The 15,221-nt window shown below is 63.7% G+C and carries 15 protein-coding genes; 9 read left to right on the plus strand and 6 right to left on the minus strand.

What is annotated here, in order from left to right; genetic code table 11:
• Positions 1-8: 8 nt before the first annotated feature.
• Positions 9-2,189 carry a TonB-dependent receptor domain-containing protein gene (locus tag P353_RS19870; protein ID WP_034374145.1) on the minus strand — a complete coding sequence of 727 codons (2,181 nt, stop codon included), beginning with the start codon at positions 2,187-2,189 and terminating at the stop codon, positions 9-11.
• 357 nt (positions 2,190-2,546) lie between these two features.
• Positions 2,547-4,526 carry a lytic transglycosylase domain-containing protein gene (locus tag P353_RS19875; RefSeq protein ID WP_034373450.1) on the minus strand — a complete coding sequence of 660 codons (1,980 nt, stop codon included), beginning with the start codon at positions 4,524-4,526 and terminating at the stop codon, positions 2,547-2,549.
• Positions 4,527-4,541: 15 nt separating this feature from the next.
• Between P353_RS19875 and P353_RS19880 the strand changes: the two genes are divergently transcribed.
• Together P353_RS19880 and P353_RS19885 are read left to right on the plus strand one after the other, a co-directional pair.
• Positions 4,542-5,114, plus strand: coding sequence for a 5-formyltetrahydrofolate cyclo-ligase (locus P353_RS19880; protein ID WP_034373454.1), 573 nt, complete (start codon positions 4,542-4,544; stop codon positions 5,112-5,114).
• A gap of 38 nt (positions 5,115-5,152) precedes the next feature.
• Complete coding sequence (locus tag P353_RS19885) at positions 5,153-5,413, plus strand: hypothetical protein (RefSeq protein ID WP_034374148.1); 261 nt, start codon at positions 5,153-5,155, stop codon at positions 5,411-5,413.
• Positions 5,414-5,530: 117 nt separating this feature from the next.
• On the opposite strand, the gene queC is transcribed toward P353_RS19885, so the two are convergent.
• Entirely contained in the window at positions 5,531-6,292 is a 762-nt protein-coding gene (gene queC / locus P353_RS19890; protein WP_080750622.1) for a 7-cyano-7-deazaguanine synthase QueC, read from the minus strand.
• A gap of 114 nt (positions 6,293-6,406) precedes the next feature.
• Here queC and P353_RS19895 point away from each other — a divergent pair, with 114 nt between their 5' ends.
• The 3 genes from P353_RS19895 (at position 6,407) to adhP (ending at position 9,745) form a co-directional block, all read left to right on the plus strand.
• The gene (locus tag P353_RS19895; RefSeq protein ID WP_034373457.1) at positions 6,407-7,087 is read left to right on the plus strand and encodes a glutathione S-transferase family protein; all 681 of its coding nucleotides are present in this window, start codon (positions 6,407-6,409) and stop codon (positions 7,085-7,087) included.
• Positions 7,088-7,146: 59 nt separating this feature from the next.
• On the plus strand, positions 7,147-8,409 hold the full coding sequence (locus P353_RS19900) for a multifunctional CCA addition/repair protein (RefSeq protein ID WP_034373461.1): 1,263 nt from the start codon (positions 7,147-7,149) through the stop codon (positions 8,407-8,409).
• 301 nt (positions 8,410-8,710) lie between these two features.
• The gene (gene adhP / locus P353_RS19905) at positions 8,711-9,745 is read left to right on the plus strand and encodes an alcohol dehydrogenase AdhP (protein WP_034373464.1); all 1,035 of its coding nucleotides are present in this window, start codon (positions 8,711-8,713) and stop codon (positions 9,743-9,745) included.
• Positions 9,746-9,806: 61 nt separating this feature from the next.
• On the opposite strand, the gene trxC is transcribed toward adhP, so the two are convergent.
• Both trxC and P353_RS19915 read right to left on the minus strand, forming a co-directional pair.
• Complete coding sequence (gene trxC, locus P353_RS19910; protein ID WP_034373467.1) at positions 9,807-10,241, minus strand: thioredoxin TrxC; 435 nt, start codon at positions 10,239-10,241, stop codon at positions 9,807-9,809.
• A 208-nt stretch (positions 10,242-10,449) separates the two neighbouring features.
• Positions 10,450-10,650 carry a DUF2905 domain-containing protein gene (locus tag P353_RS19915; RefSeq protein ID WP_012839950.1) on the minus strand — a complete coding sequence of 67 codons (201 nt, stop codon included), beginning with the start codon at positions 10,648-10,650 and terminating at the stop codon, positions 10,450-10,452.
• 208 nt (positions 10,651-10,858) lie between these two features.
• On the opposite strand from P353_RS19915, the gene P353_RS19920 reads away from it, so the two are divergent.
• Entirely contained in the window at positions 10,859-11,845 is a 987-nt protein-coding gene (locus P353_RS19920; RefSeq protein ID WP_034373470.1) for a Bug family tripartite tricarboxylate transporter substrate binding protein, read from the plus strand.
• Between the two features lie 38 nt (positions 11,846-11,883).
• Here the strand turns inward: P353_RS19920 and P353_RS19925 are convergent, their stop codons facing one another.
• Positions 11,884-13,011, minus strand: a complete 1,128-nt coding sequence (locus P353_RS19925) for a class I SAM-dependent methyltransferase (RefSeq protein ID WP_198529106.1) — start codon at positions 13,009-13,011, stop codon at positions 11,884-11,886.
• A 9-nt stretch (positions 13,012-13,020) separates the two neighbouring features.
• On the opposite strand from P353_RS19925, the gene P353_RS19930 reads away from it, so the two are divergent.
• Genes P353_RS19930 through ttcA form a run of 3 tightly spaced genes read left to right on the plus strand, consistent with a single transcriptional unit; the run spans position 13,021 to position 15,192 of the window.
• Positions 13,021-13,806 (plus strand): SDR family oxidoreductase, encoded by a 786-nt coding sequence (locus P353_RS19930; protein ID WP_034373473.1) that lies wholly within the window; start codon positions 13,021-13,023, stop codon positions 13,804-13,806.
• Between the two features lie 25 nt (positions 13,807-13,831).
• Entirely contained in the window at positions 13,832-14,203 is a 372-nt protein-coding gene (locus tag P353_RS19935) for a dihydroneopterin aldolase (protein ID WP_003050921.1), read from the plus strand.
• Positions 14,197-15,192, plus strand: coding sequence for a tRNA 2-thiocytidine(32) synthetase TtcA (ttcA, locus tag P353_RS19940; protein ID WP_034373476.1), 996 nt, complete (start codon positions 14,197-14,199; stop codon positions 15,190-15,192). The genes P353_RS19935 and ttcA overlap by 7 nt, the downstream gene beginning before the upstream one ends.
• The last annotated feature ends 29 nt before the right edge of the window (positions 15,193-15,221 follow it).

The following is a 15,221-nucleotide window of genomic DNA, read 5'->3' on the forward strand; positions in this document are numbered from 1 at the left end:
GCTCAGCCTCAGAACTTCATGTTCGCCGTGATCCAGAAGGTGCGGCCGGCCTGCGTCACGCCCGACACCGAGGAGCCGCCCTGGAAATAGCTGTTCACCCAGGTCGGCGTGCCGTTGACGCTCACCTGCTGGTACTTGCGGAAATCCTTGTCGAACAGATTGAAGATGCTGGCGTTCAGGCTCAGGCTCTTGTTGACCTGATAGCTGCCGCCCAGATGGAACAGCGCATAGCCCTTGATATCGCCCACGGCATCGAACACGGCCTTGTTGGCAGTGCTCAGATTGTCGTAGGAGCCGCTGAAGCGCGGGCTCTTGCTGCGGTACTCGCCGCGTGCCCACAGACGCCACTGGCTGCTCGGGGTCCAGTCCAGCTGGGCGCTGGCAATATGCTTGGCGGTGTTGGCCAGCTGACCGTTCTTGCGGCCTCCTTCGATCACCTCGCTGTTGGTCCAGGTGTAGCCGGCCTTGACCGCCCAGTCCTTGGCCAGCTGGGCGCGGCTGCTCAGCTCCAGACCCCAGGTCTTGGCCTTGTCCACATTGATGGAGTAATCGGCCGTGGGGTTGTAGGTGCAGCTGGAGATGGCCGCCGTGGTGCAGGAGCCGCCCGAGGCAATCTTGTCCTTGACATCGTTGTGGAAGAACGTGGCCGCGCTGGTCCAGCCTGCCTTGTTGTCGAACAGGGCCGACAGCTCCACATTGGTGCTGGTCTCGGGCTTGAGGTTGGGGTTGCCGATATTGATGTTCTGGCCCTGGCCGCTAATGCCGCTGACACCGTCGATCAGCTGATTCAGACGCGGCGCCTTGAAGCCCTGGCTCACGCCGCCCTTGAAGGTCCAGTTCGTCGTCGCATCCCAGACCAGATAGGCACGCGGGCTGAACTGGCCGCCAAAGGCGTCATGGTGGTCATAGCGGCCGCCCAGCGTGGCCGTCAGGCCCTGGCGCAGACGCCATTCGTCTTCCACGAACAGCGACCACATGGTCTGCTTGTGGCTTTGCGGCAGCAGCCCGTCCTTGAGCTTGGCATCCCAGAACTGGCCGCCTACGGTCAGCATATGGGCATCGCCCACAGGCGCCACCAGCTTGCTGTCCAGCACCAGATTGGTGGTCTTCAGCTCGCGATCGGCGCCAGCACGCGGGTCGCCCTTGGGCACCGACGCGCCGGGGATGGTGCGGCCAATGGTCTCGGTTTCGGTATGCATCAGGCTGCTTTCCAGCGTGCCAAAGCCCAGACGGCTGGTATGACCGATGCTGACCTGATCGCGGTTGAAACGCAGCGCATCGCGATAACCGGGCTGCGAACCAGGCTTGGCAACCGCATCGCGATTGCCCAGACGGCCATCCTCGTTGTTGTACCAGGTGCGGCCCTGGTCCACGTCCAGCCAGATATCGTGATAGCGGTTGGGCGTCAGCGTCAGCTTGGCACCCAGGCTGTGCTGGCGGCTTTGCGCCGGCGCGGGGTTGCGTGAACCGGCGGGCTGTGCGGCGCCAGGGGCCAGCACCCAGTCCGAGGCATCTCGGTTGAAGGTGCTGCCACGCACGGCCAGGCCCAGCAGGTCCTGCTTGATGGGGCCGTTGATGTAGAAGCTGCTCCTGTACTGGTTGCCCCATTCGCTGTCTTGCGGAATGCCGGCGCCCACGCTGACTTCGCCGCCCCACTCCTTGCTGACCTTGCGCGTGATGATGTTGATCACGCCGCCCATGGCGTCCGAGCCGTAGAGCGTGGACATGGGGCCGCGAATGACTTCGATACGCTCGATGGCCGACATGGGCGGCATGAAGCTGGTCAGCGCCGCACCAAAGCCGTTGGGCGTGACGTCGCCCGCCACGTTCTGGCGGCGCCCGTCGATCAGGATCAGCGTGTAGTCGCTGGGCATGCCACGGATGCTGATATCGAGACCGCCGGTCTTGCCGGTGCCGCCCATCACATCAATGCCTTCCACGCCCTGCAGAGCTTCGGCCAGATCGCGGAAGTTCTTGGTCTCAAGCTCCTGGCGCGTCACGACGGAGATGGAGGCCGGAGCATTTTTCAGCTCCTGCTCGAAGCCGGAGGCAGAGACCACTACCTCCTCCATGGTGGACTCCTTGGCTTGTGCAAAAGCATTGCCGGCGCATGCGGCGGCGGCGGCCAGGGCCAGTAGACGGGGTTGCCAGCGAATGTGGCGGGCACGGCTGAGAGCTGCGTTGGACATGATGACTCCTCGGCCTGCCTCGGGCAGGTGGTTCACAGATACGGGTAGGAAGCGGCGGCCCGATGGGCCTTCTGGACAGCTGGCAGGCAGCTAAAGGGAGACAAAGCCGAGGTTGTATGTGACGTTATGGGCTCTGACGGTTGCAATTATGTACTTTTGTAAACGCAAACCAGTCTCATTCGCCATCTGTTTGTAGGTTATTTACCTACAAGGGACTTTGCATGCTATTTCACGCGCGCCTCGGCGCGGGTCTTGTCTGAGCACTTGAAGAGTTCAATAAAAAAAGCGCTCTACACCTTTCGGGTAGAGCGCTCTTCACTATCATTAAATGAGCGATCAGCTCATCGAGACACCTGCTTATGGCAAGTCCTTCATGGTCTCGGGATCATTGGCCGGGCGCGGGCCTATGGTGCCCAGACGGCTTTTGAGCGACTGAGGCTGGCCGGTGATCAGCGCCGCATAGTTGGTGGTGTTGGAGAGCACCTTCTTCACATAGTCGCGGGTCTCGCTGAAGGGCACGTTTTCGGCCCAGATGGCGGCATCCAGCGTGGGGCCGTTGCGCCAGTTGCGCGGGCGGCCCGGGCCGGCGTTGTAACCAGCGGCAGCCAGTGCCATCGAACCCTCGAAGTCATCCAGCGCCAGCTTGAGATAGGAGGTGCCGATGGTGATATTGGTGTCGCGGTCGTTGATCATGTCGGGAGTGAAGCCCGTCATGCCGATCTTCCTGGCCGTCCAGCGTGCCGTGGCCGGCATCACCTGCATCAGCCCCGAAGCGCCCACGCCCGAGCGGGCATCCATGATGAAGCGGCTCTCCTGACGGATCAGGCCGTAGACATAGGCCGGGTCCAGTCCGATATTGCGCGACTTGGCCAGCACCGTGTCGTGATAGGGCATGGGAAAGCGCTGCTTCCAGTCGGCAAAGGTCTTGGTGCGCTCGCTGGTGTTGATGCAGCGATCCCAGACCTGGCGCTCGCAGGCCAGATCGGCGGCCGCATACAGTTCGCGATCTTCCATGCCTCCCGGCTGGTGCAGATTGGTGGAGTAGTTCCACTCGCGCACGCCTTCGCTGCGCAGGCCCATGCCAATCGCATACAGGCTGCGGCTCAGGCCGGGGTTGCTGCGCGCCGCCGCCTTTTCCTGCGCCGTCAACGGTGCGGGCGCGGGCGGCACGGTGATGCGCTGGCCGATTTCCTCCAGCGCCAGCTGTTCATAGAAGCTGTGGCTGCCGGCCGTGTCCTCCAGCAGTTGCCGGGCTTCGGCCTTTTCCTCAGCATTGGGGCGGCCGGCCAGCATGGCCTTGGCTTTCCAGTAGGCCCAGGTCGGGTCGGTGCGCTCCGGCCCCATGGCATCGATGGCTCGGCGCACGGCCTTCCAGTCGCCAGCGCGCAACGCGGCACGGGCCTTCCAGCCCAGCAGGTCGTCGCTCAGGTCCTCGTTGCGGCGCACCTTGCCGAAATAGCTATTGGCATCGGGCGAGAGCTTGAAGGCGGCCTGCTTGCCGGCCACGGCCCAGGCCCAGTTGCGCTCCTCGCCGTTGAGCTGGGCGCCCCAGCCGCCGTCGATCTGCGTGGCTGCCGCATCGGGGTCGCTGGCCGCCATGCGGATCAGGGCCAGCAGGGCCAGCTCCTTGCGTTCGCGCCCGCGTGCCTTGCTCTGGCCTGCCAGGTATTTGGCGGGCGAGGCAAACACCTGCGCCACCTGGTCGGCCGCTTCGGGAGCGACTATGGCGACCGCATCACGGGCCGCCTTCTGGCGATTGCTTTCGGTGGCCACACGGGCACGGCGCCAGACATCGGCGTCGGTGATCAGCTTGTTCGCATACAGCTGGCCGGCGGCCGTGGTGCAGCCGTCATCGGCATCTTTTTGCGCCATCCACAGATCGCGCACCTGCTGGCCCACATTGGGCGCGCCCCGGCCTTGCAAGGCGTCGGCCAGCAGGGCGTAGCAGGTGACGGACTTGTCGTCGCGCATGCGGAACTTGGGATAGACCTGACTGAAGGTGTTCCAGTCGCGCTGCTTGCCCAGCAGCAGCAGCCAGTCGTTGCGCAAACGGTCTTCCTGGTAGGTGCCGGCATAGCGGTTCAGAAAGCCCTGGATTTCATCGGGCGACGCGGTTTCCAGGCGGTTCTTGAGTTCCCAGTAAGCGGCCCAAGGTTCGAGGGGGTGTCCGGCAGCCTGAGGCAGGAGCTGGGTCAGCGCCGTCTGATTGCGGCTGCGGAATGCTTTTTGCATGTCCAGCAACACGGCATCGCCCGGGTTCTGTGCCTGCGCAAACGGAGCAGCTACAGTCAGCAGGGAAGCCGCACAAAGCGGTGTCAAAATCTTCAGCCAGTGCATGGAGGAAATTATCCGATGGACAAAGCAGCGTTACGCCGCAAGTTGATTGAACTGCGCCTCAACCTTCCAGATCGCCTGCAACGCGCCGATGCGCTGCAGCAGGTGATGCGCTTTTGGCTGATGGAGCGGCCCGATACCGTGATTGGTGCCTACTGGCCCATCAAGGGAGAGTTCGACCCGCTGCCAGCCCTGCATCGCTGGAAGGAAGATGGCGAGCTACAGGGTACTCCACAAAGGCGCAGAATCGGGCTGCCAGTGATAGACAAACAGCGCAAGACGCTGAGTTTTCATGCCTGGTACCCCGGTTGCCCGATGGAGGAGGACGCCTATGGCATTCCCAAGCCCAAGGATACCGAACTGCTGGTGCCCACGCTGCTGTTTGTCCCCTGCGTAGGTTATGCCGCCGGCGGCTACCGCCTGGGCTATGGCGGCGGCTTCTATGACCGCACGCTGGCCGAGCTGAGCCCGAGCCCGTTCACCGTGGGCCTGGGCTATACCAATGGCTATGTCGATGACTTCCAGCCCGAGGCCCATGACCTGCCGCTGGACGCCATCCTCAACGACAACGGCGTGGTCTGGCCCGTCTAGGGGCGTGAACACGCTCCAAACCTTTGTATCGCTTTGACATGAATCGTCCCCGCAAGAACATTCCCCAGCGTCGCTACCGAGCGCGCCCTCCGCTGACCGTGATGCAGCTGCCGCTGACTGCGGCAGAGTTGCAGCGGCTGCAAGCCCATATGCGCCGCCATGGCGCGCTCAGCCTGACACCGCGCCAGCACGATGCGATCTGGGACTTTCTGTTCGAGCGCCCGGAAAGCCAGACCTGGCTGAGCCAGATGACGGCGCAGATTCAGGCCGGGCAGATCGCCACGCGGCCCAGCGCCTGAATCGGATTCACCAAAAAAATGCTCCTTATTAAGGAGCATTTTCCGCATTAAATAAAAGGACTTCAGCGCTTTATCAGCCTGAAGTCCTTTTTCATCAAGCGCAAGAAGCTATCAGTTTCAAGCCGACTGGCTAGCGCGCCAGTTCTTCCAGCCCGATGCACGCAGCTCGCAGGCCGGGCAGCTGCCGCAGCCATAGCCCCAGTCGTGCAGCACATCGCGCGTGCCCTGGTAGCAGGTATGGGTCTCGGTGCGAATCAGCTCGACCAATGCGTCGCCACCCAGGTCGTGCGCCAGTTGCCAGGTCTGGGCCTTGTCCAGCCACATCAGCGGCGTGTCGATGCGCATGCGGCGCTCCAGCCCCAGGTTCAGCGCCAGTTGCTGGGCCTTCATGGTGTCGTCGCGGCAATCGGGGTAGCCCGAGTAATCGGTCTCGCAGACGCCGGTGACGATCACCGTCAGCCCGCGGCGATAGGCCAGCGCGCCGGCCAGCGTCAGGAACAGCAGGTTGCGGCCCGGCACAAAGGTGTTGGGCAGGCCGTCGGCCTGCATGGCAAAAGCCACATCCTCGGTCAGGGACGAGCCGCCGATCTGCTTGAGCACATCGAGCGACAGCACATGGTCCTCGCCCAGACGCGGCGCCCACTGGGCAAAGCGCTCAGCCAGCTGCTCGCGCACGCCTGCGCGCACCTGCATCTCCACGCTGTGGCGCTGGCCGTAGTCAAAGCCCAGCGTCTCCACGCGCTCGAACATGGCCAGGGCCTGAGCCAGGCAGGTGGTCGAGTCCTGGCCGCCCGAGAACAGCACCAGAGCGCCCTTGTGGTGACCAGCCCCTGCCACATGCGCGGCCAGGTTTGCAGAAGAAGTGGAAGTATTTGCCATAGTGGTGCAATTACATCATCAGCCGCAGCGCCCCGTGCAGGACTGTGGAATCCACACACAGACCGCCCGCCCCAAGCTTGATAAGCTGCTCGGCAAACCACACAGGAGTCCGCCATGAAGCTCTATATCGGCAACAAGAATTACTCGTCCTGGTCCATGCGGCCCTGGGTGCTGATGCGCCAAAGCGGCATCAGCTTCGAAGAGCTCACACTGCGCTTTGACAGCTTTGCGCCCGACTCCAGCTTCAAGCTGCAGGCGCTGGCACTCGCCCCCACCGGCAAGGTGCCACTGCTGGTCGATGAAGGGCTGATCATCTGGGACAGCCTGGCCATCTGCGAATACCTGGCCGAGCGCTTTCCCGACAAGCATCTGTGGCCGCAGACCGTGGCCCAGCGCGCCCGCGCGCGCAGCCTGGTGGCGCAGATGCACAGCGGCTTCGGTGCGCTGCGCAGCTTCTGCCCCATGAATATCGAAGCCCAGCTGCAGGAGACCGGCGCCAGGCTCTGGGCCGAGCATGCCGATCTGCGCAGCGATGTCCAGCAGCTCGAAGAACTCTGGACCCCGCTGCTGAGCGCCGCCAGCGGCCCCATGCTGTTTGACCAGTTCAGCATTGCCGATGCCTTTTTTGCACCGGTGTGCATGCGCATCAACAGCTACGGCCTGCCGACCTCTGCCCCGGTACGCGCCTATGTGCAGCGCATCACCCAGCTGCCCGCCACCCAGGAATGGATTCAGGCCGCTTTGGCCGAGCAGGACTTTCTGCAGTTCGAAGAGCCTTATCGCCAGCAGCGCTGAGTCCGCAATCCCGCGATTGCGGTATCTGCAGGCCGCACCGCAGCCACTACCATTGCAGCATGAGTGAATTCAAGGTTTTCAAGGTAGGCGGTGCGGTGCGCGATGCATTGCTGGGCCTGCCCGTCAACGATACGGACTGGGTGGTGGTTGGCGCCACGCCGGAGCAGATGAGCGCGCGCGGCTTCGTGCCCGTGGGACGCGACTTTCCGGTGTTTCTGCACCCCCAGACCCATGAGGAATATGCGCTGGCACGCACCGAGCGCAAGAACGGCATGGGCTATCGCGGTTTTGTGGTCCACACCGCCGCCGATGTGACGCTGGAAGAAGATCTGGCGCGGCGCGATCTCACCATCAACTCCATCGCCGCTCCTGCGGACTGGACAGGCAACGGCGACCTCGAAGACCTGGTGGACCCCTATCGCGGCCAGCAGGATCTGAAGGATCGCGTGCTGCGCCATGTGACCGATGCCTTCCGCGAAGACCCGGTACGCATTCTGCGTCTGGCCCGCTTTGCGGCGCGCTTCACCGATTTTTCCGTCGCGCCCGAGACCATGGAACTCATGCACGAGATGGTGGCGGCCGGCGAGGTCGATGCCCTGGTGCCCGAGCGTGTGTGGCAGGAAATCAGCCGCGGCCTGATGGAGGCCCAGCCCTCGCGCATGTTCAGCATCCTGCGCGAATGCGGAGCTCTGGCCCGGCTGCTGCCCGAGCTCGACAAGCTCTGGGGCGTGCCCCAGCGCGCCGAATACCACCCCGAGATCGATTGCGGCGTGCATGCCATGATGGTGCTGGACATGTCGGCCCGCTTGCAGGCACCGCTGTCCGTGCGCTTTGCCTGCCTGTGCCATGACTTCGGCAAAGGCACCACGCCGGCCGATGTGCTGCCCCGCCATATCGGCCACGAACAGCGCAGCGCCCGCCTGCTGCTGCAGGTCTGCGAGCGCTGGCGCGTGCCCAACGACTGCAAGGAGCTGGCCGAGGTCGTGGCGCGCGAGCATGGCAACATCCATCGCAGCCACGAACTCAACGCCGCCGCCCTGCTGCGCCTGCTGGAGCGCTGCGATGCCATACGCAAGCCCCAGCGCTTCGAGGAAGCCTTGCAGGCCTGCGAGTGCGACGCGCGCGGCCGGCTGGGTTTTGAAGAGGCGGCCTACCCGCAGCGCCCGCGCCTGGGCAGTGCCCTGAAGGCGGCACTTGACGTGGAAACCGCTCCCGTTGCCCAGGCCGCAGCGCAGCGCGGCCTCAAGGGCAAGGCCATTGGCGACGCAGTGAGCAAGGCTCGCGAGCAGGCGATTGCCGCCTATCTGGAAGGCGGCGCCTAGCCAGCTGGCACCAGCTGATGCGCCAGGAACCGGGCCGGTCTTTAGCCGGCCTTTCGAATGTGCGCCAGCGACTGCATCCCGATACCGGGCCCGGATGGACCCGTCTTGAGCTGGGTCAAAGAATGTATGCTGCAGCCATTGCACAGTATGAACAGGCTGCGGCGGTTAGCCCCGTCAAGGCCATGGCACCGGGTCACCCAACCTGCGTGCAACACCCATGTCATACCGACATGGTTCTTTGACGGGCAAGTGTCCGGCCTACAGGTCTGGGCCTTGCCTTCTACTTCAAGGAGGTGCTCTGATGTCCTTACCCCAGACCATGAAAGCCGCCGTGGTGCGTTCCTTCGGGAAACCGCTCACGATTGAAGAAATGCCGGTGCCCCGACCGGCAGATGATCAGATCCTGGTCAAGATCGCGGCTTCCGGCGTCTGCCACACCGATCTGCATGCGGCCGAAGGCGACTGGCCTGTCAAGCCTCATCCGCCCTTCATTCCCGGCCACGAGGGCGTGGGCTATGTGGCTGCGGTGGGCAAGAACGTCAAGCATGTCAAGGAAGGCGATCGCGTGGGCGTGCCCTGGCTGCACAGCGCCTGCGGCTTCTGCCGCCACTGCATCGGCGGCTGGGAAACCTTGTGCGAATCTCAGACCAATACCGGCTATTCGGTCAACGGCGGCTTTGCCGACTACGCACTGGCCGATCCCAACTATGTGGGCCATCTGCCGTCCAACGTGAGCTTTATCGACGTCGCTCCCGTGCTCTGCGCCGGGGTCACGGTGTACAAGGGGCTGAAAGTCACCGATGCCAAGCCCGGCGACTGGGTGGTGATTTCTGGCATCGGCGGCCTGGGCCATATGGCCGTGCAATATGCCAAGGCCATGGGCTTCAACGTCGCGGCCGTCGACATCGATGACAGCAAGCTCGCTCTGGCGCGTCAGCTGGGCGCCACCGTCACTGTCAACGCAAAGACCACCGATCCGGCGGCCTATCTGCAAAGAGAGATTGAAGGCGCCCATGGCGTGCTGGTCACCGCCGTGTCGCCCAAGGCTTTCGAGCAGGCGCTGGGCATGGTGCGCCGCGGCGGCACGATTTCGCTCAACGGCCTGCCACCTGGCGATTTTCCGCTGCCGATCTTCTCCATGGTGCTCAAGGGCATCACGGTACGCGGCTCCATCGTCGGCACGCGCCTGGATCTGCAGGAGTCGCTGGACTTTGCTGCTCAGGGCAAGGTCAAGGCCACCGTATCCACCGACAAGCTGGAAAACATCAACGACATCTTTGCCCGCATGCACGAAGGCAAGATCGAAGGCCGCGTGGTGCTGGACATCGCCGCCTGAGAGCCTGACCGGCCCCGAGCCGGGGCCGGGTGAGCAGGCCCGGCTCCCGCGAAACCACCGCTCAGATCACCGAGCGCACCCATCGCACGATCTCCGAGGCCGGCAGTGCCCCGGAGATGCGGGCCAGCTCCTTGCCTTCCCTGAAGATCACCATGGTCGGAATGCTGCGGATGCCCAAGGGTGCTGCGGCCTGCGGGTAAGCCTCGGTATCGAGCTTGGCCAGTTGCGCCTGCCCCGCCAGCTGCTGCGCCGCCTGGGCAAAGGCGGGCGCCATCATGCGGCAGGGGCCGCACCAGGGGGCCCAGAAATCCACGACCACCGGCACTTGGCTGCGCCCGGTGTGCCGGGCAAAGCTGTCGTTGTCCAGTGCCACGGGCTCGCCCGTCACCAGAGCCTGGTGGCAGCTGCCGCAGTCAGGCTGATTGCCCAGTTGCTCTTTGGCGATGCGATTGGTGGTGTGGCAATGAGGACAGACGTAGTGCAGGGATTCGGACACAGGGGCAACCTTTCTAGGTTTTACGCAAACAGGAATGCGACAACGGCCCGTCTCCAGAGACAGTCGCCTTGCCTGAACCCGCTCGCGTAAGTCGTACTTTCTTTGGCAATGCCTGACAGTGCCAGCAGGCACTGCTCGGGCTCAGGCCCGTATGTGCAGCCAAAGCCTGCAGATTCAAGTCGGCCAGCCTCAGAACGTGTCTACGACCTCAGAGCTTCACAAAGCGGGCAATCAGCGCGGCCACCACACTGAGCAGCACCGTGCTGGCCACCGGCAGGAAGAACTCCTTGCCGAACAGGCGAAAGCGGAAGTCGCCAGGCAAGCGCCCCAGCCCTATGCGCTGCAGCCAGCCGTGCAGCCCGTTGACGAGCAACAGGGCCAGAAAAATGACGATCAACCAGCGAATCATGAGGCCGCAAGTATAGAGGCCTGCCGTGCTGACGGCCTGAGCGCCCATGCTGGCAGACAGCCATTCCGTTTATGCATGACATGCTTCCCAAAGATTGATTGACCTCAACTCCCCCCTCTGCCCATGATGTCCAAGCCCTGCGCCATGCAGGGACCGGGCCCTTGCGTCTGCCGTCACGGCCCGCCAACTACAAACAACGAGACATACCGTGCCCCTGACCTTCTCACGCAAACAGATTCTTCTGAGCGCAGCGCTGCTCGGCGCCTGCCTGGCCCTGCCGGCAGCCGCCGACAGCTTCCCCAATCGCCCACTCAAGCTGGTCGTGCCCTTCTCGCCCGGCGGCAATACCGATGTCGTGGCGCGCCTGGTCGGCCAGGGTCTGGCCGAGGCGCTGGGCCAGCCGGTCGTGGTGGAGAACGTCCCCGGAGCCAACGGTGCCATCGGTGCCAGCCGCGTCGCAGCCGCCGCCAATGACGGCTACACCCTGCTGTTCGGCACGGCGGGCACGCAGGCCATCAATCCCAGCCTGTACCGCAATCTCAGCGAGAAAAGCCTGGACGACTTCGAGTACGTGGCTCTGGTGACCTCGATTCCCAATGTGCTGGTGGTCAACGAGTCGAAAACGCCGGTCAAATCGGTGGCCGAGCTGGTGAGCTACGCGCGCGAGCGCCGCGCCGGGATGAGCTATGGCTCGCCGGGCATGGGCTCCACCGTGCATCTGTCGGGTGAGCTGCTCAAGAGCGCCGCCAAACTGGACCTGGTTCACGCGCCCTACAAGGGCAGCGCTCCGGCACTGACCGATCTGATCGGCGGCCAGATTGATTTCATCTTCGAGAACATCACGCCGGCGCTGCCCTTCATCCAGGGCGGCAAGCTCAAGGCGCTGGCCGTGACCTCGGCCGAGCGCCTGCCGATGTTGCCCCAGGTCCCGACCATGAAGGAAAGCGGCTTTCCGTCCTTTGTCACTGCCACCTGGAACGGCGTGCTGGCGCCCAAGGGAACGCCGCGCGCCGTGGTCCAGCGCCTGGAAGCGGCCACGCTCAAGGTGGCCAGCAGCCCCGAGTTCAAGGCCAGGGTCGCGGCCCTGGGTGGCGAGCCTCGCCTGCTCGGCTCAAGCGCGTTCCGCGACTTCACGCGCACCGAGTACAAGCACTGGGGCAGCATCATCCAGGCCGCCAGACTGGAAAAGCAGTAAACGCGCCAGACACGCAGACGCTATAGCCGCTACAGCCGCTATAGCCGGTGCGTGCGGTCGCCCTGCACAAAGCCCTGCGGCGTCCAGGGCTCCACGCCCTTGGACAGGGCAACGACCTTGAACAGCTCGCCCATCTCGTGCTCCATGACCAGCTTGGAGGCCATGGAGCGGGCCTTGATGCCGGCCGCATCGAGCTTGGGCGCAAGTCCGCAGTTGATGAGAAAGTGCGCCTGATTGGTATAGCCCAGCACGTCGAAGCCCGCATCCTGGGCCGCCACGGCCGTGCCCGTGAAATTGACGTGGGCCGTGATGTCCTTGAGGCCGACCAGCGCCAGAGGGTCGTTGTCCACCTGATGCTGGTAGTGGCAGACCAGGGTCCCCATATGGCGCTGCTCGTGGTAGTACTCGCCCTCACCAAAGCCGTAATCGATGAAAAAAGCGGCACCGCGAGTCAGGCGCTCGCCCAGGGTGTGGATAAACGCCTCGCCCTGGCGGTGGATTTCGGTCAGAAAGTCATGCGGGCCGCCGATATCCACAGGCGGACGCAGCTCGGTTGCTCGGTCTTCCCAGGCAAAGGCCGCCTCATCCCCCTCAGCTGCGAGCACCACGCCGCGCTCATGCCATTGGCCCTGGGTGCGCTGCAGCAGCTGCACCGGCATGGCGTCCAGCACCTCGTTGCCGATGATCACGCCTTCCATGGCGTTTGGCAGTGCATCGACCCAGCGCACCAGATGCTCGTACTTGGCCAGCGCCAGCTTCTGGCGCGCGCGCAGCGTGCCCGAGAGATCGACGATGGTGTAGCGCTCAGGCAAATCGCCCAGAGCCGCCAGCTCGTCAAGGATCTGCAGCGCCAGTGCGCCGGTGCCGGCGCCGAATTCCCAGATCTCGCGGGTATTCGTTTTTTGTAGCGCTTCCCGTAACTGGGACGCCACCAGCTGACCAAAAATAGGCGAAATCTCCGGCGCCGTCACAAAGTCGCTGCCCGACTCCGGCATGGCGCCAAACTTGGCCGTTTCATTGGCGTAATAGCCCAGGCCCGGCGCATAGAGCGCCAGCTCCATGAAACGGTCGAAAGGCAACCAGCCGCCCACGGCGGCAATCTCCTTGGCAATGCGGGATTGCAAGGCGCTCGTTAAACTTGAGGGTTCTGTCGTCACAACCCGCATTTTCCACGAATGTCCTCACCCGCCCGACCACGCACAGTATTGGTGACCGGTTCCGCCCGTCGCCTTGGACGTGACATGGCCCTGGCCCTGGCCCGCGCGGGCTGGCAAGTGGCTGTGCACTATCGCGACTCCCACGAGCAAGCCATGCAGACCGTGGCTTCCTGCGCGCAGTTGTCGGGGGACAGCGCGGCTTTTGACGCGGACTTCTTTGACGAGGAGTCGGTGCGCTCGCTGGTGCCACGTGTGGTGGAGCGCTTTGGCCGCATCGACGCTGTGGTCAATAACGCCTCGCTGTTCGAGCATGACGATGCCCAGAGCTTCAGCTATGTGGCACTGGAAGCGCATCTGCGCAGCAACACGGGTGCGCCCATATTGCTGTCCCAGGCTCTGCACGCCCATGTGCAGGAGCGCGTGGCGGCAGGCGAAGAGTCGGCACAGGGCGCCGTGGTCAATGTGCTGGACCAAAAGCTCTGGAACCAGAACCCCGATTTCCTGAGCTACACCCTCTCCAAGGCGGCTCTGGAAGCCGCCAACACCATGCTGGCCCTGGCACTGGCTCCACGCGTGCGCGTGGTGGGCGTGGCGCCGGGCCTGACGCTGACCAGCCATATGCTGAGTCAGGAAAAGTTCGAGGCCCTGCACGCCATGAGCCCGCTGGGACGCTCCTCCTCGCCCGAGGACATTGCCGCCGCCGTGTGCTTCGCACTGGAAAACCGCTCCATGACGGGCACCACCATGCTGGTGGACGGCGGCCAACATTTACAGCGCTTCGAGCGCGATTTTTCGATGATGTGAGCCCGCCGAGGCCGCAACTTTTCCCATGACTTCCACTTCCGGACAACAAATTCTCACGCTCACCGGCCTGCGCTTTGACGCCAGCCTCGGGATTCTTGCGCATGAGAAACAAGAGCCCCAGCCGATCCAGGTCGACGCCGAACTCAACCTCGGCCCCCAGCCCCTGGCTCCGCGCGATGACGACATCCTCCATGTGCTGGACTACCGCAAGGTGCGCCAGATCATCATCGACGAGTGCACCTCCGAGCATGTGAACCTGCTTGAGAGCCTGATCGGCAAGCTGGCCCAGCGCCTGCTGCAGCTGCCCGGCGTGCGCGGCGTGCGTGTGAAAATTGCGAAGCTGGAAATTTTTGACGACTGCGAAGTAGCCATTCGCATCGAAACCGGACAATGGTGAACCCCATGAATGCAGTAAACGACAACCCCTGGATTGCCGAAGAGGCAGAAGCCGCCGATGCTGCGGCCGCAGAGAGCGCCAACGGCGAAGAAGCCGCCAAGCCCGGCAAGATCAAGATCGAGCGCGAACAGATCAAGCTCGAAAAGCGCCTGTGCCGCGAAGTGGGCAAGGCCATCCTCGACTACAACATGATCGAGGAAGGCGATCGTGTCATGGTCTGCATGTCCGGCGGCAAGGACAGCTACACCCTGCTCGACATCCTGCGCAAGCTGCAAAAGCGTGCACCCGTGAAGTTCGACATCGTGGCCGTGAACCTGGACCAGAAGCAGCCCGGCTTCCCCGAGCATGTGCTGCCCGAGTACTTCCAGAGCATCGGCGTGGACTACCACATCGAGAACCAGGACACCTACAGCGTCGTCAAGCGCGTCGTGCCCGAAGGCAAGACCACCTGCGGTCTGTGCTCGCGCCTGCGCCGCGCCATCCTGTACAAGGTGGCCGACCAGCTGGGCTGCACCAAGGTGGCCCTGGGCCATCACCGCGACGACATCGTGCAGACCATGATGCTCAACATGTTCTACGGCGGCCGCATGAAGGGCATGCCGCCCAAGCTGGTCAGCGACGACGGCAAGCATGTGGTGATCCGCCCGCTGTGCTATGTGCCCGAGAAGGACACGACACGCTGGGCCCAGTACCAGAACTTCCCCATCATTCCCTGCAACCTCTGCGGCAGCCAGGACGGCCTGCAGCGCGTGGCCGTGGGCAATATGCTGCGCGAGTGGGACAAGAAGTTCCCCGGCCGCATCGAGAGCATGTTCCGCGCCATGGGCAACATCGTGACCACCCACATGATGGACCCCCAGCTGCACGACTTCAGGAACGCCAAGGCCACCGGCATTGCCGATCCCAACGGAGACATGGCCTTTGACCATGAAGAGCTGCCAACCATGGCCGCCCTGCCCGGCGGAGTGCAAGTGGTACAACTGTCCTGAGCGGACTTTTGAACTAAAACCGGACCCTG

It is taken from the genome of Comamonas testosteroni, from assembly GCF_000761245.1.
In the GTDB taxonomy this organism is placed as follows: domain Bacteria; phylum Pseudomonadota; class Gammaproteobacteria; order Burkholderiales; family Burkholderiaceae_C; genus Comamonas; species Comamonas testosteroni_C.

Bases quoted from the DNA above. Each gene is read 5' to 3' on its own strand.
- P353_RS19870 (WP_034374145.1), bottom strand. From the start codon at position 2,189: ATGTCCAACGCAGCTCTCAGCCGTGCCCGCCACATTCGCTGGCAACCC.
- P353_RS19875 (WP_034373450.1), bottom strand. From the start codon at position 4,526: ATGCACTGGCTGAAGATTTTGACACCGCTTTGTGCGGCTTCCCTGCTG.
- P353_RS19880 (WP_034373454.1), top strand. From the start codon at position 4,542: ATGGACAAAGCAGCGTTACGCCGCAAGTTGATTGAACTGCGCCTCAAC.
- P353_RS19885 (WP_034374148.1), top strand. From the start codon at position 5,153: ATGAATCGTCCCCGCAAGAACATTCCCCAGCGTCGCTACCGAGCGCGC.
- queC (WP_080750622.1), bottom strand. From the start codon at position 6,292: ATGGCAAATACTTCCACTTCTTCTGCAAACCTGGCCGCGCATGTGGCA.
- P353_RS19895 (WP_034373457.1), top strand. From the start codon at position 6,407: ATGAAGCTCTATATCGGCAACAAGAATTACTCGTCCTGGTCCATGCGG.
- P353_RS19900 (WP_034373461.1), top strand. From the start codon at position 7,147: ATGAGTGAATTCAAGGTTTTCAAGGTAGGCGGTGCGGTGCGCGATGCA.
- adhP (WP_034373464.1), top strand. From the start codon at position 8,711: ATGTCCTTACCCCAGACCATGAAAGCCGCCGTGGTGCGTTCCTTCGGG.
- P353_RS19915 (WP_012839950.1), bottom strand. From the start codon at position 10,650: ATGATTCGCTGGTTGATCGTCATTTTTCTGGCCCTGTTGCTCGTCAAC.
- P353_RS19925 (WP_198529106.1), bottom strand. From the start codon at position 13,011: ATGCGGGTTGTGACGACAGAACCCTCAAGTTTAACGAGCGCCTTGCAA.
- P353_RS19930 (WP_034373473.1), top strand. From the start codon at position 13,021: ATGTCCTCACCCGCCCGACCACGCACAGTATTGGTGACCGGTTCCGCC.
- P353_RS19935 (WP_003050921.1), top strand. From the start codon at position 13,832: ATGACTTCCACTTCCGGACAACAAATTCTCACGCTCACCGGCCTGCGC.
- ttcA (WP_034373476.1), top strand. From the start codon at position 14,197: ATGGTGAACCCCATGAATGCAGTAAACGACAACCCCTGGATTGCCGAA.